The sequence below is a fragment of the Saccharopolyspora shandongensis genome (assembly GCF_900106995.1).
GTDB classification, from domain to species: domain Bacteria; phylum Actinomycetota; class Actinomycetes; order Mycobacteriales; family Pseudonocardiaceae; genus Saccharopolyspora; species Saccharopolyspora shandongensis.
The window spans coordinates 14,577-36,364 of record NZ_FNOK01000045.1 but is presented as its reverse complement, the minus strand read 5'-3'; the positions used below and the strand labels follow the sequence as shown (position 1 = coordinate 36,364).

Here is a 21,788-nt window from a genome sequence, read left to right as displayed (position 1 = left end):
ACCCCTTGTGACGAGGAACCGATGCCCGCGCCGCGGCATCCTCCACGAGTACCCGCATACCGCATGACAAGGGAGGATGAGGTTTTCGGCAGGGGCACTGTCCCGGTCGTGCACCAGCCGACATTCTCGCAGTTCACAAAGTAAATCCGCCTGTCCCGCCAAGGTGTCCCAGGTGGACTCCAGGTGGGACAGGCGGGACAGCAAAAAGCCCCCTGCCTCAACCGATTTCGGGAAGCAGAAGGCGTGCAGTTAGCGTGCAACTCGCCCCTCAGACACAGTCGGTCACTCGGCTGCAACCGTGGAGCTTGTCCAAGGCCAGCGTTCACCACACCCGATGGGAAGGTGTACCGATGGCCAAAAACCTGATGATCCAACTCGCCCGGTCGGTGATCATCGAGGGCCAGACCCGCATCTCCGCGTGTGGGGTTCCACAAGTCGGTCCGCGTGCTGCGACCTGCACCTTTCGGCGCTCCCGGCAGACAGGGCATGATCGCAGGTCATGTCACTACGTCTGCTTTACCTGATCTTCGTGCGGATTGGGGGCTGGCTGTGGCTGCTCGGCCGTTCGTCGGCGTCCAAGGACATCGAACTCCTGGTACTGCGTCACGAGGTGACCGTACTGCGCAGAACCAACCCGAAACCCCGGATGAACTAGGCCGACCGGGCACTATTCGCCGCGCTGATCCGGTTGCTGCCGAAGGCGCTGCGGGCGCACCGATTGGTCACACCCGGCACGGTGCTGCGCTGGCATCATCGCCTGGTTACCAGGAAGCGGACCTATCCGAACCGCATCGGGCGCCCGCCCGTAGACAACGCCGTTGCCGTGTTGATCGAGCGCTTGGCCAAGGAGAATCACACCTGGGGATATCAACGGATCCAGGGTGAGTTGTTCAAACTCGGCCATCGAGTGGGGGCGTCGACGATCCGCCGCGTTCTCAAGCGTTTGCGCATACCGCCAGCACCGATCCGGTGCGCCGACACGACCTGGCAGCAGTTCCTGCGCACCCAGACGTCGACCATGCCGGCATGCGACTTCTTCCACGTCGACTGCGCGGTCACCCTCAAACGGGTCTACGTGTTCTTCGTACTGGAAGTCGGCAGCCGATACGCACACCTGCTCGGCGCGACGACGAATCCAGACGGGCGTGGACCACTCAGCAGGCACGCAACCTGCTGATGGACCTCGGCGATCGCGCCACCGAATTCCGGTTTCTCGTCCGGGATCGGGCAGGCCAGTTCACCGCATCGTTCGATGGGTCCTTGCCGATGTGGACATCCGCGTAGTCAAGACTCCCCCGCGGTGCCCGCTGGCGAACCGTTTCGCCGAACGGTTCGTACGCACTGTCAGAGCCGAACTCACCGACCGCCTGTTGATTTTCGGTGAACGACACGCGCGTGCGGTGCTTGCGGAGTACGTCCGGCACTACAACGGTCGTCGGCCGCACCGTGCCCGCGAACTTCGCCCGCCACGGCCAATCCACCCCGCTGCGGACCTCCGCCATGAGCAGATCAAGCGCCGACCGGCCTTGGGTGGCTTGATCAACGAATATGAGCGCACAGCATAAAATTACTGACCAGCGCTGGTAGCCGACTTCTGGAACCCCACAGGCTCCGGGAGAGGAACCGTGTGGGCTATTCGGCTGTGCGCTGGTAGCAGACGATCGTTTCGCCGAGGTTCCGTTTCAGCCCGTCCATGTATTTCTCGTGCCCCCAGTGGAGGTCGTGTTTCTTGACGGGTCCAGGTCCCTGGTAGTCACGTACTCGTCTGGCTGACAACAAGACGGCCGTTGAATGGCTCGCGGCCATCTCGCCGCGGGCGATGTGGTGCTCGTCAAGGCCTCCCGCGCGGCGCGCCTCGACGAGATCGCCGCTGCGCTCACGTGACCCGGCAGCTTGGGGCGGCATATCGTCCGCGTATCGAAAATCGCATACGTGCTGACAACACGGCGCTGTCTTGACTTGAGACATGGCCTCCAGCGAATTGGGTTCGATCTACAGCGAAGCGACCACGGACCGTCGCGCCCGAACGATGGCCGAGCCATCTCCCTCGTCCATCCCGACGACAGGACTCGCGGTCTTCGGATGCGGCCAGGACGAAGCCACCTTGTTCCAGGAGATAGGGGCACGCCTCGGATTGTCGCCCACCATCACCGAGGACGCCGTCTGCGAGACCAACGCTGAACTGGCACGTGGCAACCGATGCATCAGCGTGAACCACAAGACTCAGATCACCAATCCCACGCTTCTGGCGCTCAGCAAGGCCGGTGTGGAATACATCTCCACCAGAAGCATCGGCTACAACCACATCGACCTGGAGTACGCCGAGCGCGTCGGCATCTCGGTGGGCAACGTCGCCTACTCACCGGACAGCGTGGCCGACTACACGTTGATGTTGATGCTGATGGCCGTGCGCCACGCGAAATCCACCATCCGCCGCACCGACGCTCACGACTATCGGCTGAGCGACACTCGCGGCAAGGAGCTGCGAGACCTGACCGTCGGGGTGATCGGAACAGGCCGCATCGGCACAGCGGTTATCGACCGACTGCGAGGCTTCGGCTGCCGCGTGCTGGCCCACGACAGCCGACATCAAGCCTCGGTCGACTACGTACCGCTCGATGAACTGATCGAGCAGAGCGACATTGTCACGCTCCATACCCCGCTCACCGCGGACACCCATCATCTCCTCGATCGTCATCGCATCGAGCGGATGAAGCCCGGCGCGTACGTCGTCAACACAGGGCGCGGCCCGCTGCTCGATACCGAGGCTCTCCTGTCGGCGTTGGAGAGCGGCAGGTTGGGCGGTGCGGCGCTGGATGTCCTCGAAGGCGAGGAAGGCATCTTCTACGCCGACTGCCGAAACAGGCATATCGAGAACGAGGCCTTGGTGCGGCTGCAGCGCCTGCCGAATGTGCTGATCAGCCCGCACTCCGCCTATTACACGGACCACGCCCTGCAAGACACCGTCGAGAACAGTCTCATCAACTGCCTGAACTTTGAGAGTGGGAAAACAACATGAGCAGATTGAAGGTCGGAATCATCTTTGGTGGCGCGTCCGAAGAGCATCCCGTCTCCGTCAAATCGGCGCAAGAGGTCGCCAGGAACCTCGACACCGAGAAGTACGAACCGTTCTGGATCGGCATCACCACGGGCGGCGATTGGAAGCTCTGTGACGGCCCAGGCGCGGATTGGGAGAATGGCAGCGCTCGCCCAGCCATGCTGTCACCCGCCCGAAGTGTGCACGGCCTGCTGGTCATGGGGCAGGAGGGCTATGAGGCGAGACGTCTCGACGTCGTCTTTCCCGTGCTTCACGGCAAGCTCGGCGAGGACGGCGCGATCCAGGGCTTGTTGGACCTCTCCGGCATCCCCTACGTCGGCTGCGACGTCCAGGGCTCGGCCGTGTGCATGGACAAGTCCCTGGCTTACACCGTCGCCAAGAGCGCAGGAATCGCCACGCCGAACTTCTGGGTCGTCGCGGAGAACGAGAAGGTCGACCCCGACCGTCTCCCTTATCCCGTCTTCGTGAAGCCGGCTCGATCAGGTTCATCGTTCGGCGTCAGCAAAGTCACCGACAAAGACGAGTTGCCGAGTGCGCTGAGCGCAGCGCGACAGTACGACTCGAGGGTTCTGATCGAGGAGGCGGTGGCCGGCGGCGAGATCGGCTGCGCGGTCCTCGGGGAACAGTTCGGCCTGATCGTGGGCGAGGTGGACCGCGTTGACCTCTCGCACGGATTCTTCAGAATCCACCAGGAGGACTCCCCAGAGACCGGATCGGAGAACTCGACCTTCATCGTTCCCGCCGACATCTCCGACGAATCGCGCCAGCTCGTCCAAGAGACCGCCAAGACCATCTACCGCACCCTGGGCTGCAAGGGACTTGCCCGCGTCGACATGTTCCTCACCGACGACGGGCGGGTGGTCCTCAACGAGGTCAACACCATGCCCGGCATGACGTCTTACAGCCGCTACCCGCGGATGATGGCCGCCGCAGGGGTGCCGCTGTCCGATCTGATCGACCGGCTCATCTCGATGACACTGCACGGGAAGAAGCGATGAACGACGACTTCGTCTACGTTGACGATCGGGTGCCGGGCGTCCGCTGGGATGCCAAGTACGCCACCTGGGACAACTTCACCGGCAAACCCGTAGACGGCTATCTCGCGAATCGCATCGTCGGCACCCGGTCCCTGTGCGCGGCCCTGGAGCAAGCACGCGAGAAGGCAGCCTCCCTTGGCTTCGGGCTGCTTCTCTGGGACGGGTATCGCCCCCAACGCGCCGTCGACTGCTTCCTACGCTGGTCGGAACAGCCCGAGGACGGCCGGACCAAACTGCGGCACTACCCGAACATCGACCGGCCCCAGATGTTCAAGAACGGATATGTGGCCGCGAAGTCGGGCCACAGCAGGGGCAGCGCCGTCGATCTGACCCTCTATCACCTTGCCACCGGTGAGCTTGCTCCCATGGGTGGCGGCCACGACCTCATGGACCCGATCTCACATCATCGAGCCCGAGGAATCACGCCAACCGAGGCCCAAAACCGTGAGCATCTCCGTTCCATCATGGAGGACTGCGGATTCGATCGGTACGACTGCGAATGGTGGCACTACACGCTGAGAAACGAGCCCCATCCTGATGTCTACTTCGACTTTCCCATCACGTGATCGGAGTCTCCATTGCATCTCGCAGTGGGGACATTTGGAACGCAACGACGAGGTCGTCATGCGGCGCACCGACCTATCGGGGCTGGAGGTCTTCTTGGGTGGCACCGATCCATCGCGACTGCACGACTGGGCCTCCGACGGATACCGCTCAAGCGAGGAATACCTGTTCTGGTCCCGCAAGGTCTGCGGTCTAGCGTGCCTGCAGTCGCTGCTCCAGGGATGGACCGACATCCGGCTGCCGATGGGCGAACTCCTCGCGCTGGCCCTCGACTTGGGCTGCTACGTGGTGGAGCCCTCCGGCAAGGTCCAAGGACTCATCTACCGGCCGTTCATGGCCTGGGTCAGCTCACAGTTCGGATTTCACTGCGAACTGGTCGAGCACACGCCCATTCATGTATCCAGCCGAGAGGTGCGACCCGGACAGGTCATGATCGCGTCAGTATCACCTGAGATTCGCGACCCGAACACCCACGAGCCCCAACGTGGAGGCCACCTCGTGCTGGTCTATGCGGTCGATGACGGTGTAGTGCGGTTCCACAATCCGTCGGGCTACTCCCACAATTCAGACTCTGCAGCGCTACCCATGCATGTATTCGAGCGGTTTCACGCGAACCGAGGAATCTTGATCGGAGGGACATCGTGATGCCAGGCGAGCCGCCACCGCGCGTCGTTGTCGCTGGTGGCCATTCGGCAGGGCACATCGAGCCCGCGATGAACTTCGCCGACGCGCTGCGCCGTCTGGAGCCCACTGCCGAGATCACCGCTCTCGGCACTGTCCGCGGACTGGACACGACGCTCATCCCCGCTCGCGGCTACCCGCTCGAACTCATCCCGCCGGTGCCGCTGTCGCGCAGGCTGAGCAGCGACCTGTTACAGACGCCGACCAGGCTCCGCGACTCGGTCCGGGTAGCCGGTGCAGTGCTCGACCGTGTGCGAGCCGAGGTCGTGGTGGGCTTCGGCGGTTACGTAGCTATGCCGGCCTATCTCGCCGCCCGACGACGTGGCCTGCCGATCGTCGTCCACGAAGCGAACGCGCGGCCCGGAGTGGCCAACCGAGTGGCGGCTCGGATGACGAGGCATGTGTTCGCCGCTGCGCCAGGTGTTCGTCTCGCCCATGCCACCGCGATCGGCATCCCGCTGCGGCCCGCGATCGCCGGGCTCGACCGGGCCGCGCTGCGCGACGCGGCTCGGCAACGGTTCGGGCTGCGCCGCGATGGGCCGGTAGTGCTGGTCACCGGCGGTTCGCAGGGTGCGGGAGCGATCAACACTGCAGTGTCCGGCGCCGCGGCGGCGTTACGGGCGGCCAGCGTGCAGGTCCTTCATATCACCGGGCCGCGGCACACGGTCGACGTGCCGTCCGGCCGCCCCGCCGACCCGCCCTACGTCGCCGTCCCCTACGTCGACGAAATGCAGTACGCCTACGCCGCGGCCGACTTCGTGATCTGCCGCTCCGGGGCGATGACGTGCGCCGAACTGGCCGCCGTCGGATTGCCTGCCGCGTATGTCCCGTTGCCGCTGCGCGGCGCTGATCAGCGGTTGAACGCCGAGCCGGTCGTCGCTGCCGGTGGGGCACTGCTCGTCGACAACGCTGACCTTAATCCGACTTGGATCGAAACCACGCTCATCCCGGTGCTCACCGATCCCGAGCGGATCGCGAAGATGTCAGCCCACGCGTCGGCGGCTGGCGCACCGGACGCGGACGTCATCCTGGCCCGGCACGTGCTCACCGCGGTCGCGGAGCAACGAAGTATCGACTCACGAGGCTTGGAGTGAACCATGCGGGGATGCGTTCGGATGGAGGTCACCAGCAATGATCGCCGGCCGGACGCGCACAGGTTCTACGAGCGACGCGGGTACACCGGCCAAGCTGGAATCTCGTCCCGCTGCCTACGTGACCTGCCGAGCTGTCGTGGGTAGTCGTACCGTGACGCAGAGCCCGCCGCCGGCGCGCGGGCTGAGCGAGAGCGTTCCGTCGTGCGCTTGGGTGATGCTCTTGGCGATCGCCAGACCGAGGCCGGCACCTACATGGTCGCTGCGGACGCGTCCGGTGCCGCGCTGGAACGGTTCGGTGAGCGTGGCGACCACGTGCGGGCTGAGCTTGTCGCCGGTGTTCTCGACCGTGAGCACGGCGTCCTCGGGACCGACAGCGGTGCTGACCTCAACGGTGCCGTATTCGGGCAGGTTGTGGACGATCGCGTTGTGCAGGAGGTTCGTGGTCAACTGCAGCAGGAGCGCATGGGACCCGATGGTCGGGGTGATGTCTCCGGAGGTTTCAATGACGACGTCATGTTTCTCGGCAAGCGGGAGGAGTGTTTCGGTGGCTTCTTCCGCGATGAGCGACAAATCAACGTCATCTCGGGAAAAGGAGCGCTGGTCAGTGCGGCTGAGCAGCAGCAGTGCTTCGGTGAGGTCGATCGCTCGGGCGTTGACGACGCGGAGGCGTTCATCGAGCTCGCTGCTTTCCCGGTTCGGATCGTTGCGAGCGACGTCGAGCAGGGTCTGCGTGATCGCAAGTGGAGTACGCAGCTCGTGGGAAGCGTTGGCTGCGAAGCGCTGCTGTTCGGCGACATGCGCTTCGAGCCGCGCGAGCATGCCGTCGAAGGCGTCAGCGAGCTCTCGGAACTCGTCCTGGCGCCCCTCCAACTCGATCCGGTGAGAGAGCGAACCCCTCGCAGCCGTGCGCGTGGCATCGGCGAGGCGGGTCAGCGGGGCCAGCATCCGCCCAGCGAGAATCCACCCTCCGGCGAGACCGAACACCAGGAGGAACACAATCGCGCCGGCGGCCGCCGGTGCGAAGTCACGCAGTAGCTCGGTGCCCGAAGGCGCGATCACAACCTCGCCAGCGTCCTGTGCCCTCTCCCGGTAGTCGCCCAGGAACCCCGCAAACGCCCCGAGCAGCACGGCGCCGGCCAGCATGAGGAAGCCGGCATAGCTGAAGGTGAGCTTGAGACGAACGCTCAACCCAGGCGCCCTATCCACATTCGCCTCCCTCCCTCCCGGCGTCCGGTCCCGTGTCGATGCGGTAGCCGACGCCAGGCACCGTGGCGATCAGCCAGGGTTCGCCGAGCCGCTTGCGCAGTGCGGATACCGTGATGCGCACGGCGTTGGTGAACGGGTCGGCATTCTCATCCCAAGCCCGTTCCAGGAGCTCTTCGGCGCTGATGACACCGCCTTCGGCGGCCACGAGGACTTCGAGCACCGCGAACTGCTTCCGGGTGAGCGCGACGTACCGGCCGTCCCGGTAGACCTCGCGGCGGAACGGGTCCAGCCGCAGGCCGGCGAGCTCCCGCACTGGCGGCCTGTTGTGGGCACGCCTGCGGTCGAGGGCTCTGAGACGGAGCACGAGTTCTTGCAGCTCGAACGGCTTGGTGAGGTAGTCATCGGCGCCTAGCTCGAACCCGGAAGCCTTGTCGTCCAGCCGGTCCGCAGCGGTGAGCATCAGGATCGGCATGCCGCTGCCTGAAGCGACGATGCGTTCGGCAACCTCGTCGCCGGAAGGCCCGGGGATGTCGCGGTCGAGGACGGCGATGTCGTAGGCGTTGATACTCAGCATCTCCAGAGCGGTGTCGCCGTCTCCGGCGATGTCGGCCGCGATCGCCGCCAGGCGCAGTCCATCGCGGATGGCCTCGGCCATGTAGGGCTCATCCTCGACAACCAGCACACGCATGCTCTCAATCGTAGGAGCGGGCGGATATCGCCGACGTATCGAAAACCGCGTGCAGGCTAGGCCGGCAACACGGTGCCGCCTTGGCCGGCGACATGAGTCATACCGCAGCAGGACGACCACCGACCCCGCAAGGCCGGCTGTCCTCGCAAGGATGTCGACTGCTCACGAGGGCGGGGACTGGCCCGGACGGCACTTCAACACGCGGTGGGGATCGCGCCAATCGTCGCGCCTGAGGTGAGAGGAGGAGGCGAGCGGTAGGGCGGCGGCGCTGCCCTTGCCGATAACCTCATCCGCCCTGGTGCGAGGCGGTGGGCAGTACGTCCAGGGAAGTCGAGTAGTCGCTCGACCGGACGCTTTCGCTGCTGTCAAGCGCCACGGCATGGTGATCGACTGTGCAGCTGCGACTGGCCTACCTCGGTATGACGAACGCGTTCGCCATGCTGCGCCTGCTGCCGATGAACGACTGTGACAAGGACATCGAGATCCTCGCCTTGCGCCATCAGATCACGGTGCTGGAGCGGTAACTCGGAAAGAATAGGGTGCGCGCTTCACCCCGGCTGATCGAGCGTTTATGGCTGCGCTCCTGCACCAGCTGCCACGGAACGTGCTGGGCAAGCTGCGGCTGCTGGTACGCCCGGACACCGTGCCGCGCTGGCACCGCGACCTCGCCGCACACCGCCACGCTGCCCTTTCCCAACCAAAGCGCCCTGGCCGGCCACGCACCGTCCGTGCTTTGGTGCTGCGCCTGGCAAAAGAGAACCCAGCCGGGGATACCGCCGACCGCACTGTGAATTGCTCATCCTGGGCGTGAAAGTAGCCGCCTCGACCGTCTGGGAAATCCTCAAGGAAACGGGGATCGACCCGGCACCCGAACGGAACTCCAGCACCTGGGCGGAGTTCCTGCGCTCCCAGGCCGACGCCCTGCTAGCTTGCGACTTCTTCGAAACCGTCACCCTACCCGGAACGAGACTGTATGTGCTCGCCGTCATCGAGCACACCACCCAGCGAATCCGGATCCTGGGCGCCACCACGCACCCGACCGCATCCTGGGCGACACAAGCCGCCAGGAATCTCGTCATGGACCTCGAAGACGCCAGCTGCCGGGCGCGATACATGATCAGAGATCGGGACGGGAAGTTCCCCGCGCTGTTCGACGCGATCCTGAAAGACTCGGACATCGAGGTCGTGCTCACCGGGATCCGTATGCCCCGCCAGGCACGGTTCCTGATCCGGGACCGCGACGGAAAGTTCCCTGCCCTCTTCGATACGGTTCTGTCGGATACCGGGATCGAGGTCGTGCTCAGCGGCGTCCAGATACCGACGATGAACTCAATCATGGAGAGGTGAGTGCAGACCTGCCGGCGGAGCTTCTGGATCGCGCCTTGATCTGGAACCAGCGTCACCTGCTCCACGTCCTGCGCGAGTTCGAACAGTTCTACAACGAACACCGCCCGCATCGGGGCATGGCCAACATCCGCTCGTTGAACCCCTTACCCACGCCTATCGCAGATCCCGACAAGATCGCTCGCCTGAACATACGCCGACGCGATCGCCTCGGCGGCATCCTCCACGAGTACGAGCATGCCACATGGCCTGCACGGATGAGGTTTTCGGCAAGGGCAACGTCGATGGACGAATCCGTTGCCCGGGTGCGGCGGTTACCGGCGGATGTCCTCATCGGACGGACCGATGGCCCGGCGCCGCCTGGTGGTGCCCACTTGGTCGTCGGCTTCCAGCACCCGATCCGAAGCTTGCGCACCAACGCCGACATCCTGTTCTGCCACGAACGAGAGCTGACAACCTCAGTGCGCCTGTGGTGGGACGAAACGCTGCGCGAATCTCCCGGAACAACCCTGGCCGCCGCGATCACCACGGGCAGGACTGCCTAGTCGCCGCCGCGGCATCAACCCGGTCCGGGTCATGCCGGTCGGTCACGGAGGTGCGCCGGACCCGGTCATCTGGGCTTCCGCGTACTATCTCTGGATGACCTCCACCGGCCGGCATCACCAGATACCGGCAGTCCTGGTCGTGCGGACGGCGTCGGGCGAGTACCGAGTGCGTCAGGAACCGTGTTCGCCGGAAGAATCCCCATCTAGTTCGGCCAGCCGCTGACGGATCGCCTCGGCCTCGCCTGGATCACACAGTGCGTAATGTTCCGCGGCCTGCCCCAGGTATTCGATCACAGCGACGTGGTCCCCCGCCGCTCCACGATCGAGGCGAGCAGCCGGCAGACTTCGCCCTTCCGGCGCGACGAACCGTCACGGCTGAACAGCACCAACGCCTGCTGCCCGCTATCCGCGGCCAGCGTCATCCAGACTGGTACCGAGAACCACCGCTGCCGCCGCCAGAGTGAACTACGTGCCCGGGTGCAACGCCAGCATCCGATATGCCTCAGCGGCATCGGCGGGGAGATTCTCGTAAACCAGATCTAGCGGACCCCGCACCGGTTTCTCCTCGTCGACCTGGAACAGCGCAAGCCCACCCCGTTCAAGCCGGCGCTTGATAAGCCAACCCGGCGACGGCTCTTCGGCCAGCGACGCGACCGCGTGCAAGGCCAGAGGGTAAACGCCGCAGACCGCGATGAGATGCGCTTTGGTCTGGGCATCGCAATCCCACGCGCGCCCGGCCGACGCGTCCAAAAGCGCCACGCTGTGTTCGTCATCGGGCGGACGTACCCGGACCCTGGTGAATCCCAGCCGACGCAACCCCGGCAATTCGTCCCTGCTCGTCGCGACCACGACCGATCCCGCCGAGTTGATCAGAAACGCGTTCACCTGAGCAACGGTCACCGCATCATTGAGCAGCAGAAAGACCCGTTTGTCCGCAAACAGGCCACGAAGCAGATCCGAGCGGTCCGCCACCGTCGCCGGGAGATCGCCAGGTGCCTCTCCCAGCTTCTGCAACGTCCCGTTGAGCGCCTCACCGACCGGCACCATCTCATTGCGGATCGCTCAGCTTGACCTGCAAAGCGCCGTCCGGGAACCACGACTTGTGCTTCGCATAGAACTGCAGCGCAGTGGAGGTAACGCCGATTCCCCCGAGACCATCCAGCGCCACCAAGGCGGGGCGGTCGTCACGCGTGGCCCGTTCGACCTGCACAGCCAACGCAGCCAGAACGTCATCACGATCGATGAACGGATACGGCGGCGGCTGCAACTGGTTCGCCATCACGCGCACTCGTACCTCCTCAACCAAGCCACCCCGGCACGACAGATGCCCATCGCGCCCAGTGATCAATACTAAACACTCGATCACCTGCTCACCTACGATCTCGGCAAGCGGCGGGAGTGTCTGCCGCCGCGATCCCGCCGAGCCGCCGACCACGCATCTCTTCCGGGGCCAAGGCTTGTCCGTGCTGAGCCGGCATGGATAATTCGGGAATGTCGGACGCGGCTTTCGAACACGCTCCCGCAAGTTTCAACACGCTGTTGAGGCGGTACCGCGCACGCGCCAAACTTACTCAAGAGGAGCTGGCCGAAGGGTCCGGTGTCAGCGTCCGGGCCATCAGCGACATGGAGCGAGGAATCGCCAAGGGCCCCCAGCGACGCACGGTCGAGGCGCTCGCCAGCCCATTGGAATTGACCGATGCAGAGCTGGCCCATCTGCAAGAGGTCGCCAAGCAGGGCCGCGCTCACGCCGTGCCCATCGCTTTACCAGCCCCTGTTCACGGGCCAGCCGTCATGAGCGTGCTGCCACCCGACGTCGACGACCTCGTGGGGCGCGAGAACGATGTCGATGCGTTGCGCGCTCTCGCCGAGGAGCTGGCTGGCGGCCACCGGCGATCGGGCCACATCGCGGTGTTGAGCGGGCCTCCCGGCACCGGCAAGACGAGCGTTTCGGTCAGGACCGCGCACGAACTCGCCGAGCTCTTTCCCGACGGTCAACTCTTCCTGAAGTTGCGCGGGATGTCGCCCGAACCGAGCGAACCCGCGGACGTGCTGCACCTGGTGTTGAGATCGCTCGGTGTAGACGCTGTCCAGATCCCAGCCGAGATGGAACACCGGGCAAGCATGTGCCGGTCCCTGCTTCGCAAACGCGCCACTCTGATCGTCCTCGACGACGCCGCCGATGAGGCACAGGTGCGCCCACTCCTGGTCGGCGGGCCGCAGTGCCTCACCCTGATCACCAGTCGCCAAATGCTGGTGGGCATCGAAGGGGCCAGCCGGTTCAGCCTGGACGTGTTGGGCCGGGACGACGCCGTCGCGCTGCTGTCGGCCATCGTCGGGGCGGAGCGCGTGTCGCGGGAATGTGGCGCGTCAGTCGAGTTGGTCGAGTTGTGCGGGCGGCTGCCCCTCGCGCTCCGCATTGCGGGAAACCGCCTCGCGAGTCGTCCCTCGCGGCCGCTCAGCCGACTCGTCGACCAGCTACGGGATCATGGCAGGCGCTTGACAGCGCTCACCGCCGGCGACCTCAACCTCCGCAGGGTATTCGAACTGTCGTACCGTCAGCTCAGTCCGACCGCGGCCATGGTGTTCCGTCGGCTCGCTCTGGTGCCAGCCGATTTCTCGGCGGGCGCCGTCGTGGCGCTCGTCGAAGCGCCAGACGAGGACGAGGCGGACCTCTTCCTGGAAGAACTGGCCGATGCGAGCTTGTTACAGCTGTCTCCCGAGGAAGGCCGGTACCAGTTCCACGACCTTCTCAGGGTGTTCGCGACAGAGCGGCTCGCCCAGGAGGAGGCTCCCGAGGCCGTGCGGGCGGCAGAGGACCGCCTGGTGAATTGGCTGGTGACGACGGCGACGGCGGCGGGCCGGTACTTCAAGCCGTCTTGTGAGGGGGTATCCCCGACGGCGACCTCGTCGTTCGCCGACCACGCCGGTGCGGGCCGGTGGCTCGAGGTGGAGACGGAGAACTGGCTGGCCGCGTTGAAGGGCGCCGCGGCACGGGCCGAACACCAGCAGGTCCTGGACTTGGCTGAAGCCATGCATTGGTTTTCCGAGATCGGCGGCACCGCGACTATCTGGCACGAGGTGTTCGATCTCGGCTTGAGGTCGGCCCTCGCGATCGACAGCAAGCGCGACGAGGCTGCTCAACGCAACTACCTGTCCTGGGTTCTGTTCACGCTGCTGGGCCGTCCGAATGATGCCGTCCGGTTGACCCAGCAGGCGCGGCAGGCCGCTGTTGACGCAGGTGACCTGCGTGAACAGGGCTGGGCAAAGACCTACATGGCCAACATCGAACTCGGTATGGGCCACCCGACTACCGCCCGCACAATGCTCGACGAAGCGGTGATGCTGTTCAGCGAGGCCGAATACCCGCTTGGCCTCCACATCGCACGAACGATGCGGGCCACGTCTTGGCACTCGGAGGGCCGGCTTCTCGATGCAGCTGAAGAGTTCGACGTCTGCGTGAACTACTTCAGGCGATCACCGGACGGCCCGCGTATCCCCGTGGACGACACCAATTATTCCTATCTACTGCTGCGCTCGGCGAAGAATCTGGCCGCACTCGGCTCGCTCGACGTGGCGCTCCGCCAGTGCGAGGAGGCGTTGGAGCTGTTCCGGGCACACGGCTCTGTGATGGGTCAGGCCCGCGCGCTCCATGCCTGCGGGAAGTTCTTGCGCGAGAAGGGGAATCAACCAGATGCACGTGCCCGGTTGACCGATGCGCTCGCACTGTTCGAGCGTGTCGCCCAACCATTGCCCCAGGTCGAGACGCTCTGCGAACTTGCGTCATTGTCGGACGAGTTGGGCGACCCCGTCGCGGCACGCGGCGAACGGGAACGGGCGCTGCCCCTATGCGACATGCTCGACAGTGAGGAAGCCGTCAAGATGCGCGAGAAACTACGCTCAACTGGGAGTTGATCTTACGGAGAACATCCGCCGGATAAGTTGACCCGGAACCCGTCGGTGTCAGGCCATCTCGCTGCCAGAGAGTTCCTCCAACGTGATCTTGCCGAGTAGCACGTCCTGAATGGTGTGCGGGAGCGCAGGCGCAGGTTCGGGCTCCGGCTCCGGCTCCGGCTCCGGCTCCGGCTCGGCGATGGTGTTCTGGTTGGACGGCTCGGCGGTGATCTGGGACAGGTTGATCACAACGGTTTCTTCGTCATGCCGTGCGGTGCGGCGGGCGGAACTGGCGGTGTGAAATGGTCGGACGCCCACGTCAACTCCTCGAGTTTGAGCGATTCGGGAACCTGGATCAAGAATGCGCGCCTGACACGCCTACCGCCATGAAGAACCATCGGCAGAAATAGAAGTGCCGTTCTCGGGAGGCGGAAGATCCGCTAGCCGGCGTGGCGGTCAGCGTTGGTGTTCCAGTGTCTGTTTGAGGTTGCGCAGTGCGTGGTGCAATCGTGATTTGACGGTGCCGACCGGGACGCCGAGTGCGCTGGCTGCGTCCGAGGCGGTGCGGTCGGCGTAGTACACCGCGTGGAGCACAGATCGGTGCGCGGGTACCAGTTTGTTCACCATGGTGGCGACGAACATCATGTTGATCACGGTGTCGGAATGGTCGGTGTTGCGGCCGTGCGTTGCTCCCTCCACCGTTTCCTCGACCTCGACCTCGACGGGCCGTGCGCGGCGCGCTCGGATCCGGTCGATCGCGAGGTTGTGGGCGACGCGGGTCAGCCAGCCCCACACCGAGCCGCGGTCGGGTGTCAGGGGGTCTGCGTGACACCAGGCACGCAGCATTGTTTCCTGCACCACGTCTTCGGCATGGTGCTGATCGGCGAGGATTCGCGTGACGTATGCCAGCAGTCTTGAGTAGTAGGCGTCGTAGAGTCCTTTTAGTGCAGTGTCCGCGTCGTTACTGCACTCGTGACGCCAGGGGGCAGCGTTGCTCGCCCGCTCGAACGCGATCTCTGTCTTAACAGCTGAGACATGAGTCATATGTCGTCTTCATTCGGTTGTCCGCCCCGTCTAGGCACGTGATCCATCGTGGTCTGCTCCACCAGCACAGCGCATCGATCCACCGATTACCACGCAGAACAGGCGGCAGAACCGCCCGGCAGTTTCCTTACCGGTGACTTGCTGGCCGGAACCCCGGTCAGCGGCACCCACGCTGCTGGTCGACGGGATCGAACCACCGGCAGCGGTGGATCAGGAAGGCGGTGAGGGCGCGGCGGTGGGGTTTTCCGCGCGAATGCCGCCCAGCGGGCAACTCCCCGTCCGTTCTGGTCTACAGACGATCTCGCTCCACGAGACCATGGCCGGACGGCTGGTGACCGTCTGGGCCGACCTGCGCAGCGTCCCGACGCCCAGACTCCTTCGACGCCGCTACCACACCCGTACCCGTTCCTTGACCAGATTGCTGGGTGCCGACCACGAACTCAATGACTGCTGCAGCGTGGAAGGTCAACAGGTGGCCGAAAATCGTTGCCCACACCGCCTCTCTCGAACAGTCGAGACCCCAACGTCGACTGTCTCGCCCGCGGCACGACGTCGGCGTGTCGGAGTCACGCGATTACGAAATCGTTGTGTGGTCAGGCGATTCGTTCGAAGACTGCCGACAGACCCTGGCCGCCGATGCACATCGTCTCCAGCGCATAGCGGCCCTGACGGCGGTCGAGCTCGCGGAGCATCGTGGCCAGAATCCGCACACCGGTGGCACCCACCGGGTGGCCCAGCGAGATACCCGAGCCGTTGACGTTCACCCGCTCGAAATCGGCTTCCGCCAGCTTCCAGGCCGTCGTCACCGCCAATGCCTGCGCGCGAACGCCTCATTGAGCTCGATGAGGTCCAGGTCCCCCAGTTCCAGTCCCGCGCGCTCCAGCGCCACCGCGGTCGCGGGCACCGGGCCGATGCCCGTCCGGGACTGCTCGACCCCGGCCGCCGCCCACGTCACCAGCCGCGCCAGCGGCCGCAGCCCCAGCTCGTCCGCGCGCTCGCGCGTGGTCACGATGCAGGCGGCGCCGCCGTCGCTCTGCCCGCTGGCGTTGCCGGCAGTGACGGTGGCTCCCGGATCGACTGACCACCGCACCGGCCGCAACACGGCCAGCGCCTCCAGCGAGATGTCAGCACTCGGGTGTTCGTCCTGGTCAACCAGCACCTCGTCGGCGAAGCGGCCCTCCGCCTGCGCGGCGACGGCACGCTGGTGCGAGTCGAACGCAAGCCAGTCCTGCGCTCTGCGACTGACCGAGTACTCCTTACGCAAGTTCTCGGCGGTCTCCAGCATCCCGCCCGGCACCAGGTAGTGCTTGCCACCGGCGGTAACCCGGCCGCGCCCGATCCGGTCCGACAACGGCGTCGAGTCGCCCTTGAACCCGAAACGCAGACCCAGCGCGTAATGCTCGGCCTGGCTCATACTCTCCGCACCACCGGCGATGACCAGGTCGCAGATGCCGGTCTGCACCCGCATCGCCGCGTCGATGACCGCCTGCAGCCCGGACCCGCACCGCCGGTCCAGCTGCTGGCCCGGCACCGTCACCGGCAGGCCCGCGTCCAGCGCGGCGACCCGCCCGATCGCCGGCGCCTCCCCGTTCGGGTAGCACTGCCCGAAGATCACATCGTCCACATCGGACCCGTCGATTTTAGTGCGGTGCAACAACTCCCGCAGCACGCCGGCCGCAAGGTCGGCCGCCGGGACGTTGCTGAACACGCCGCCGTAACGCCCCACCGGCGTCCGCAACGGCTCACAGATCACTGCCTCACGCATGGCTACATTCCCTTACAAATTCAGATAAACCCGCAGTCATCCCCGTGGGATGTCGTCGATGGGCGTGGCCGGTTCGAGCGACGACAGATCGCCCGCCGGCTCGCCGAGATGCCGGGCACGAATCGCGCTCAGATGATCCCGGCCCGCAGGGCGTAGGCGACCGCGTGTGCACGATTCCGCAGCTTGAGCCGACTCGTCACCGAAGAGAGCGCGTTCTTCACCGTCCGCTCCGAGTAGCCGAGCCCGCCGGCGATCTCCGCAGTGCACCAGCCGTCGGCCATCAACCGCAGCACATCGACCTCGCGCTCGGTGAGCTCCACCGCGTCGGAACCACACCTGTGGGGTTCCAGAAGTTGGCCCGCGTGTCCGACCTGCGGCTATCGCTGCGCTCGCCGGGCAGGGCGTGATCGCGAACCGTGTCCCTGCGTCTGGTTTATCTGATCTTCATACGGCTTGTGGGCTGGCTGGTGTTGCTCGGCCGCTCGTCGGTGTCGAAGGACGTCGAACTGCTGGTGCTGCGTCACGAGGTGCTGCGCAGAACCAACCCGAAACCCCGGATGGACTGGGCCGACCGGGCGGTCTTCGCCGCGCTAATCCGGTTGTTACCGAAGGTGCTGCGAGCGAACCGGTTGGTCACGCCAGGCACGATGCTGCGCTGGCATCGTCGTCTGCTTGCCAGGAAGTGGACATATCCACACCGCATCGGCCGCCCGCCCGTCGATGACGATGTCGCCGTGTTGATCGAGCGCATGGCCAAGGAGAATCACACCTGGGGATACCAGAGGATCCAGGGTGAGCTACTCAAGCTCGGCTATCGAGTGGGCGCCTCGACGATCCGCCGCGTTCTCAAGCGATTGCGCATCCCTCCAGCACCGACCCGGTGCACCGACACGACCTGGCGACAGTTCCTGCGCATGCAGGCCTCGACCATGCTGGCGTGCGACTTCTTTCACGTGGACTGCGCGGTCACCCTCAAACGGGTCTACGTGTTCTTCGTGATGGAGGTCGGCAGCCGGTGTGTGCACCTGCTGGTCACGACCACGAACCCAGACGGGGCGTGGACCACTCAGCAGGTCCGCAACCTGCTGATGGACCTCGGCGATGACATCACCGACTTCCGATTCCTCGTCCGGGACCGAGCCGGCCAGTTCACCACGTCGTTCGATGCGGTCCTTGCTGATGTAGGTATCCGCGTCGTCAAGACTCCCCCACGCTGCCCGCGGGCGAACTGTTTTGCTGAACGGTTCGTGCGCACTGTCCGAGCCGAACTCACCGACCGCCTGTTGATCTTTGGTGAACGGCACCTGCGTGCAGTGCTTACGGAGTACATCCGACACTACAACGGGCGCCGGCCGCACCGTGCCCGCGAGCTTCGGCCACCACGGCCGAGTTACCCAGTTGCAGACCTCGACAGTGAGCGGATCAAACGTCGACCGGTGCTTGGCGGCTTGATCAACGAGTACGAGCGCATAGCTTAACGTCGCAGGTCAGGCATGGGGAGCCGATTCTGGAACCCCACAGGCGACCGGCAGGCCGAGACCGACGTACCCGAGGACACAGCAGCTGACCAGTTCAGCCAGGGATGACCTCAAGCGCCGGCAGTTGGTCGACGATGTCCATCGTCTCCACCGAGACCGTCACGACACGGGCGAGGAGATCGAAGATGGACCGAGGGTTCCCAAGTTCGCCTGACCACTCGTTCGGCTACCGCTCGGTGATCCACTCGACAGTCGAGCGAGAGCCGAGCGTGTAGCGGTGGGCTCGGTCGGGGATGCCTCGCAAGGTGATCCGGTTGTTGTAGTTGGCCGTCGCCCGGTCCACCTTCTCCCCGGCGGCCTTCTGCTCGGGCGTGGCCTTGCCGAAACTCATCTTGCGCTCGCCCTACCGCGAAGAAGTCGTACTCATCGCCCACGGGCTCCACGTCGCGACCGTCGAGCGGGTAGGGGGCTGCGGTCTCGTAATTGAGGTGAAGGTCGAAGAGCCGGCGTCCGGCGTCGGCGTATGAGCTCAGAACTCCAGCGGGCCAGCCACGCCTTCGGCAGCGTTGAGAAGCTCGTCGCCTCTGAGTAGTTCGCCTGTGGCTTCGATGTCGAGTCCGAACAGTCGGTCGGTGGCAGCGAAGGGAACCCGTTGCCGGACCATGTCGTGGATGGCCCGTACAGCCGGAGCACTGTGTTCTGGGACATCGAGTAGATCGAGCGCCTGAGTCGCGGTGAGCAGTTCGATCGCGTGCACGTAGCGGAGTTTGCCGGCTACTCGATAGGACTGCTGAGCGGCAAGATAGGCATTGCTGACCGGGTCCTCTTGGTTGGCGGAGGTTGGTACTGAGTCGACCGAAGCCGGTGCAGAGTCAGCGCGCATCTCCATCAGCAGCCCGGCAGCCGTGTACTGCGGGATCATCAGGCCGTTATTCAGGCCGGGTGTCGGCGCCAGGAAGGCTGGCAGCTCACTGAACGCACTGTTGACCATCCGATCGGTCCGCCGTTCCGAGACCTTCGCCAGTACCGCGGCGTCTGTGGTGATCGTGTCAGCAGCCATGGCGATGTACGTACCGTCGAAGTTTCCGCCCATGATGGCGGTACCATCGCCGGCTCCGTCGGGGACCAGCACGGGGTTGTCCCCGACCGACGCGAGTGCCTCGGCGAGGACCCTGCTGGTGTCAGTGATGAACCGTCGCGCTGCGCCATGGGTCTGCGCGAGTGCTCGGAACATGTACGGGTCCTGAACGCGGTAGTCCCGGAATCGTTTAGCGATCTGGCTGCCGTCTAGGAGTCGTTCCAGGTTCCGCGCGCAGGCAGCTTGCTCGGGGTGCTTGCGCAGAGCGTGTAGCCGCGGGTCAAGGGATCGGGTGGTGCACTTCAGCGCCTCGTAACCCAGCGCGGCGAGCAGGTCAGCCAAGCGCGATTGGTGTGCGATGTCGTGGGCCGCCAGAACTGAAATTCCGGTGACTGAGTGGCAGCCGTTGGTAAGGGTCAGGCCCTCCTTCGCCTGCAGCCGACGCGGGGCGAGTCCGGCCTGTCGCAGTGCTTCGGCACCGTCGACGGTGTGCCCTTCGACGGTGGCGCGGCCCCTGCCGATGAGCACCAGAGCTAGATGCGCCTCGATGGCGAGATACCCGACCGATCCGTTGCCAGGAGCGACAGGCGTGACGCGGCGGTTTAAAAGCTCGCGGATCAGGTCCAGAGTCTCCAGACGGGTCCCGGAGAAGCCCTGGCCGAGACTGATCAGTGTCATCAGCTGGATGGCGCGCACAAGTTCTTCGGAGAGCGGCTCCCCGACGGAAACCGCGTGCGACATCACGATGTTTTCCTGGAGCTGTTCGGCATTCACCCCGTAGATGAGTCGGTTCTCGGCGAGGAAACGATCGATCAAAGTCGCTGATCCGATGACCCGTTCTCGGTATTCGGATGAGAACTCCACTGTCGCGTGGTGGCGGGCGACCGCGACGAACTCCTCGAACGAGATCGGCGCGGACCCGAGTGTGACGGAACTGATCATGGACGTATCTCTCGGAAGCGACGTGGCTCAGGTTAGCGACGGGGAATCAGACGAGTTTCTGGGACTCGGTGTTCGGGGCCCAGAAGTAGGTGATCACGGCACCGAAGGCGAGCACTGCGGCCAGCCAGTACATCGAGTTGCTGACGCCCCAATGGGTGATGCTGATCGGGAGCAGGAAGGTGCCGATGGCCGAGCTGATCCGGCTGGTCGCGTTGAGCAGGCCGACACCGGTCCCGCGGAGCCTGGTGGGAAACAACTCGGGTGGATATACCTGAGTGATGTTGGAGGCGCCCGACATGACGAACGAGTAGATGATGAAGGGGATCATCATCAGCCACGGGTTCGCATGTGCGACGATGCCCAGCACCAGCAGTGACCCTGCCAGGATCACGAAGGTCCACAGGGTGAACCCGCGGCGCGGCATCTTGTCGATGAAGTACACGCCGACGACGCCGCCGACGAGCAGGAATAAATTGATCAGCACGTTCTGGGTGTTTTCGTTCGACACATTCATCGCCCCGAGAATCGTCGACACGAAGGTGTAGATCGCGAAGTAGGGCAGGACCTGTGCCGAGAAGAACAAGATGCCGAACCAGGTGTTCTTACGCAGTGCTGGGCTGAACAGTTCCGAGAACTGACCGGCGTCCTCGGTGTGGGTTTTGGGGATCCGGACGTTTTCGGCCTTCAGATATTTGGTGACGATGGCGCGGGCTTCCTCGGCACGGCCTTTGCTCATCAGCCATCCTGGGGATTCCGGGCTGCCGATCCGGATGACCAGCACGATGGCGGCAGGGATGCAACCGGAGGCGAGCAGCCAGCGCCAGGTGTCGGACCCGACGGTCACGTAGGTGCCGAGGATGTTGGCGATGACATAGCCCACCGTCCACAGCACGGTGAGGGACGAGAGCATGAGGCCGCGGGATTTGCGTGGCGCGAATTCTGACAGCAGCGTCGGCCCGACGGCATAGTCGGCGCCGAGGCCGAACCCGATAAGCAATCGCAGGATGAAGATCGTCTCTACGTTCGGTGCCCAGAACTGCAGCAGTGAGGCGATGGCGATGAGGATGAAGTTGAGCACGTAGACGCGTTGGCGGCCGATCTTGTCGGCGATCGGCCCGAGTATCAGCGAGCCGAAGAACAGCCCGATCAGCGCGGAACTGGCCAGCATTCCCTGCCAGAACCCGTTGACGTTCCATTGGTCGGTGAGCAGCGGGAGCGCGCTGCCGATGATTCCGAGTGCGTAACCGTCGGAGAAGTTGGCTCCGAAGGTCATGGCGGTGACTTTCAGGTGGAATCGTCCGAAGGGCACTTGGTCCAGGGCGATCGAGCCCTCGGCCGTCCCCGTTTCGTCCGTTGGGGTGGGCTGGTTCATC

The 21,788-nt window shown here is 64.8% G+C and carries 23 protein-coding genes and 2 pseudogenes; 13 read left to right on the top strand and 12 right to left on the bottom strand.

What is annotated here, in order from left to right; all coding sequences use genetic code 11:
* The first annotated feature begins 499 nt into the window (after window positions 1-499).
* The 8 genes from BLW84_RS49475 (at window position 500) to BLW84_RS33780 (ending at window position 6,434) form a co-directional block, all read left to right on the top strand.
* Window positions 500-655 carry a hypothetical protein gene (locus BLW84_RS49475; RefSeq protein WP_245761568.1) on the top strand — a complete coding sequence of 52 codons (156 nt, stop codon included), beginning with the start codon at window positions 500-502 and terminating at the stop codon, window positions 653-655.
* Window positions 656-688: 33 nt separating this feature from the next.
* Complete coding sequence (locus tag BLW84_RS49470; protein ID WP_245761567.1) at window positions 689-1,177, top strand: helix-turn-helix domain-containing protein; 489 nt, start codon at window positions 689-691, stop codon at window positions 1,175-1,177.
* The gene (locus tag BLW84_RS49465; RefSeq protein ID WP_342743200.1) at window positions 1,146-1,565 is read left to right on the top strand and encodes an integrase core domain-containing protein; all 420 of its coding nucleotides are present in this window, start codon (window positions 1,146-1,148) and stop codon (window positions 1,563-1,565) included. Before BLW84_RS49470 ends, BLW84_RS49465 begins: the two co-directional genes overlap by 32 nt.
* A gap of 464 nt (window positions 1,566-2,029) precedes the next feature.
* Window positions 2,030-3,019 (top strand): D-lactate dehydrogenase VanH, encoded by a 990-nt coding sequence (gene vanH / locus BLW84_RS33800; RefSeq protein WP_093274006.1) that lies wholly within the window; start codon window positions 2,030-2,032, stop codon window positions 3,017-3,019.
* Window positions 3,016-4,056: a D-alanine--(R)-lactate ligase gene (gene vanA, locus BLW84_RS33795; protein WP_093273930.1), complete on the top strand. Its 1,041-nt coding sequence runs from the start codon at window positions 3,016-3,018 to the stop codon at window positions 4,054-4,056. The genes vanH and vanA overlap by 4 nt, the downstream gene beginning before the upstream one ends.
* A complete protein-coding gene (gene vanX, locus BLW84_RS33790; protein WP_093273923.1) occupies window positions 4,053-4,661 on the top strand; it encodes a D-Ala-D-Ala dipeptidase VanX in 609 nt (202 codons plus the stop codon). The genes vanA and vanX overlap by 4 nt, the downstream gene beginning before the upstream one ends.
* 58 nt (window positions 4,662-4,719) lie before the next feature.
* Window positions 4,720-5,304: a hypothetical protein gene (locus tag BLW84_RS33785; RefSeq protein WP_093273918.1), complete on the top strand. Its 585-nt coding sequence runs from the start codon at window positions 4,720-4,722 to the stop codon at window positions 5,302-5,304.
* A complete protein-coding gene (locus BLW84_RS33780; RefSeq protein ID WP_093273913.1) occupies window positions 5,304-6,434 on the top strand; it encodes a UDP-N-acetylglucosamine--N-acetylmuramyl-(pentapeptide) pyrophosphoryl-undecaprenol N-acetylglucosamine transferase in 1,131 nt (376 codons plus the stop codon). The genes BLW84_RS33785 and BLW84_RS33780 overlap by 1 nt, the downstream gene beginning before the upstream one ends.
* A 114-nt stretch (window positions 6,435-6,548) precedes the next feature.
* On the opposite strand, the gene BLW84_RS33775 is transcribed toward BLW84_RS33780, so the two are convergent.
* Entirely contained in the window at window positions 6,549-7,640 is a 1,092-nt protein-coding gene (locus tag BLW84_RS33775; protein WP_093273910.1) for a sensor histidine kinase, read from the bottom strand.
* Complete coding sequence (locus BLW84_RS33770) at window positions 7,633-8,328, bottom strand: response regulator transcription factor (protein ID WP_093273906.1); 696 nt, start codon at window positions 8,326-8,328, stop codon at window positions 7,633-7,635. Before BLW84_RS33770 ends, BLW84_RS33775 begins: the two co-directional genes overlap by 8 nt.
* A 392-nt stretch (window positions 8,329-8,720) precedes the next feature.
* On the opposite strand from BLW84_RS33770, the gene BLW84_RS50015 reads away from it, so the two are divergent.
* The 3 genes from BLW84_RS50015 to BLW84_RS49455 all read left to right on the top strand — a co-directional run bounded on the left by BLW84_RS50015 (window position 8,721) and on the right by BLW84_RS49455 (window position 10,217).
* A complete protein-coding gene (locus BLW84_RS50015) occupies window positions 8,721-8,852 on the top strand; it encodes a hypothetical protein (protein WP_281247475.1) in 132 nt (43 codons plus the stop codon).
* Between the two features lie 283 nt (window positions 8,853-9,135).
* Window positions 9,136-9,675 (top strand): hypothetical protein, encoded by a 540-nt coding sequence (locus tag BLW84_RS49460; protein WP_245761565.1) that lies wholly within the window; start codon window positions 9,136-9,138, stop codon window positions 9,673-9,675.
* Window positions 9,672-10,217, top strand: coding sequence for a hypothetical protein (locus tag BLW84_RS49455; protein ID WP_245761564.1), 546 nt, complete (start codon window positions 9,672-9,674; stop codon window positions 10,215-10,217). Before BLW84_RS49460 ends, BLW84_RS49455 begins: the two co-directional genes overlap by 4 nt.
* Window positions 10,218-10,507: 290 nt before the next feature.
* On the opposite strand, the gene BLW84_RS50010 is transcribed toward BLW84_RS49455, so the two are convergent.
* The 3 genes from BLW84_RS50010 to BLW84_RS33745 are packed head-to-tail and all read right to left on the bottom strand — an operon-like array spanning window position 10,508 to window position 11,505.
* Window positions 10,508-10,639 (bottom strand): hypothetical protein, encoded by a 132-nt coding sequence (locus tag BLW84_RS50010; RefSeq protein ID WP_281247474.1) that lies wholly within the window; start codon window positions 10,637-10,639, stop codon window positions 10,508-10,510.
* A gap of 43 nt (window positions 10,640-10,682) precedes the next feature.
* The gene (locus BLW84_RS33750) at window positions 10,683-11,264 is read right to left on the bottom strand and encodes a hypothetical protein (protein WP_093273902.1); all 582 of its coding nucleotides are present in this window, start codon (window positions 11,262-11,264) and stop codon (window positions 10,683-10,685) included.
* Window position 11,265: 1 nt separating this feature from the next.
* Entirely contained in the window at window positions 11,266-11,505 is a 240-nt protein-coding gene (locus BLW84_RS33745) for a hypothetical protein (RefSeq protein WP_093273897.1), read from the bottom strand.
* Between the two features lie 203 nt (window positions 11,506-11,708).
* Here BLW84_RS33745 and BLW84_RS33740 point away from each other — a divergent pair, with 203 nt between their 5' ends.
* Window positions 11,709-14,129 carry an ATP-binding protein gene (locus tag BLW84_RS33740; RefSeq protein WP_093273894.1) on the top strand — a complete coding sequence of 807 codons (2,421 nt, stop codon included), beginning with the start codon at window positions 11,709-11,711 and terminating at the stop codon, window positions 14,127-14,129.
* A 48-nt stretch (window positions 14,130-14,177) separates the two neighbouring features.
* On the opposite strand, the gene BLW84_RS33735 is transcribed toward BLW84_RS33740, so the two are convergent.
* The 4 genes and pseudogenes from BLW84_RS33735 to BLW84_RS33720 all read right to left on the bottom strand — a co-directional run.
* On the bottom strand, window positions 14,178-14,357 hold the full coding sequence (locus tag BLW84_RS33735) for a hypothetical protein (RefSeq protein ID WP_093273892.1): 180 nt from the start codon (window positions 14,355-14,357) through the stop codon (window positions 14,178-14,180).
* A 207-nt stretch (window positions 14,358-14,564) separates the two neighbouring features.
* A complete protein-coding gene (locus tag BLW84_RS33730; protein WP_093273891.1) occupies window positions 14,565-15,152 on the bottom strand; it encodes a sigma-70 family RNA polymerase sigma factor in 588 nt (195 codons plus the stop codon).
* Between the two features lie 593 nt (window positions 15,153-15,745).
* Window positions 15,746-16,917: pseudogene (locus BLW84_RS33725) on the bottom strand (acetyl-CoA C-acetyltransferase).
* Between the two features lie 128 nt (window positions 16,918-17,045).
* Window positions 17,046-17,231, bottom strand: a pseudogene (locus BLW84_RS33720) (response regulator transcription factor); the annotation flags it as partial.
* A gap of 102 nt (window positions 17,232-17,333) precedes the next feature.
* On the opposite strand from BLW84_RS33720, the gene BLW84_RS49450 reads away from it, so the two are divergent.
* Window positions 17,334-18,395, top strand: a complete 1,062-nt coding sequence (locus tag BLW84_RS49450) for an integrase core domain-containing protein (RefSeq protein ID WP_093273889.1) — start codon at window positions 17,334-17,336, stop codon at window positions 18,393-18,395.
* A gap of 226 nt (window positions 18,396-18,621) precedes the next feature.
* On the opposite strand, the gene BLW84_RS48565 is transcribed toward BLW84_RS49450, so the two are convergent.
* From BLW84_RS48565 to BLW84_RS33705, 3 genes are all read right to left on the bottom strand, one after another.
* Window positions 18,622-18,786 carry a type ISP restriction/modification enzyme gene (locus tag BLW84_RS48565; RefSeq protein ID WP_218157575.1) on the bottom strand — a complete coding sequence of 55 codons (165 nt, stop codon included), beginning with the start codon at window positions 18,784-18,786 and terminating at the stop codon, window positions 18,622-18,624.
* Window positions 18,787-18,924: 138 nt separating this feature from the next.
* Window positions 18,925-20,415, bottom strand: coding sequence for an HAL/PAL/TAL family ammonia-lyase (locus BLW84_RS33710; RefSeq protein WP_093273887.1), 1,491 nt, complete (start codon window positions 20,413-20,415; stop codon window positions 18,925-18,927).
* A 46-nt stretch (window positions 20,416-20,461) separates the two neighbouring features.
* A complete protein-coding gene (locus tag BLW84_RS33705; RefSeq protein ID WP_093273884.1) occupies window positions 20,462-21,787 on the bottom strand; it encodes an MFS transporter in 1,326 nt (441 codons plus the stop codon).
* Between the last annotated feature and the right edge of the window lies 1 nt (window position 21,788).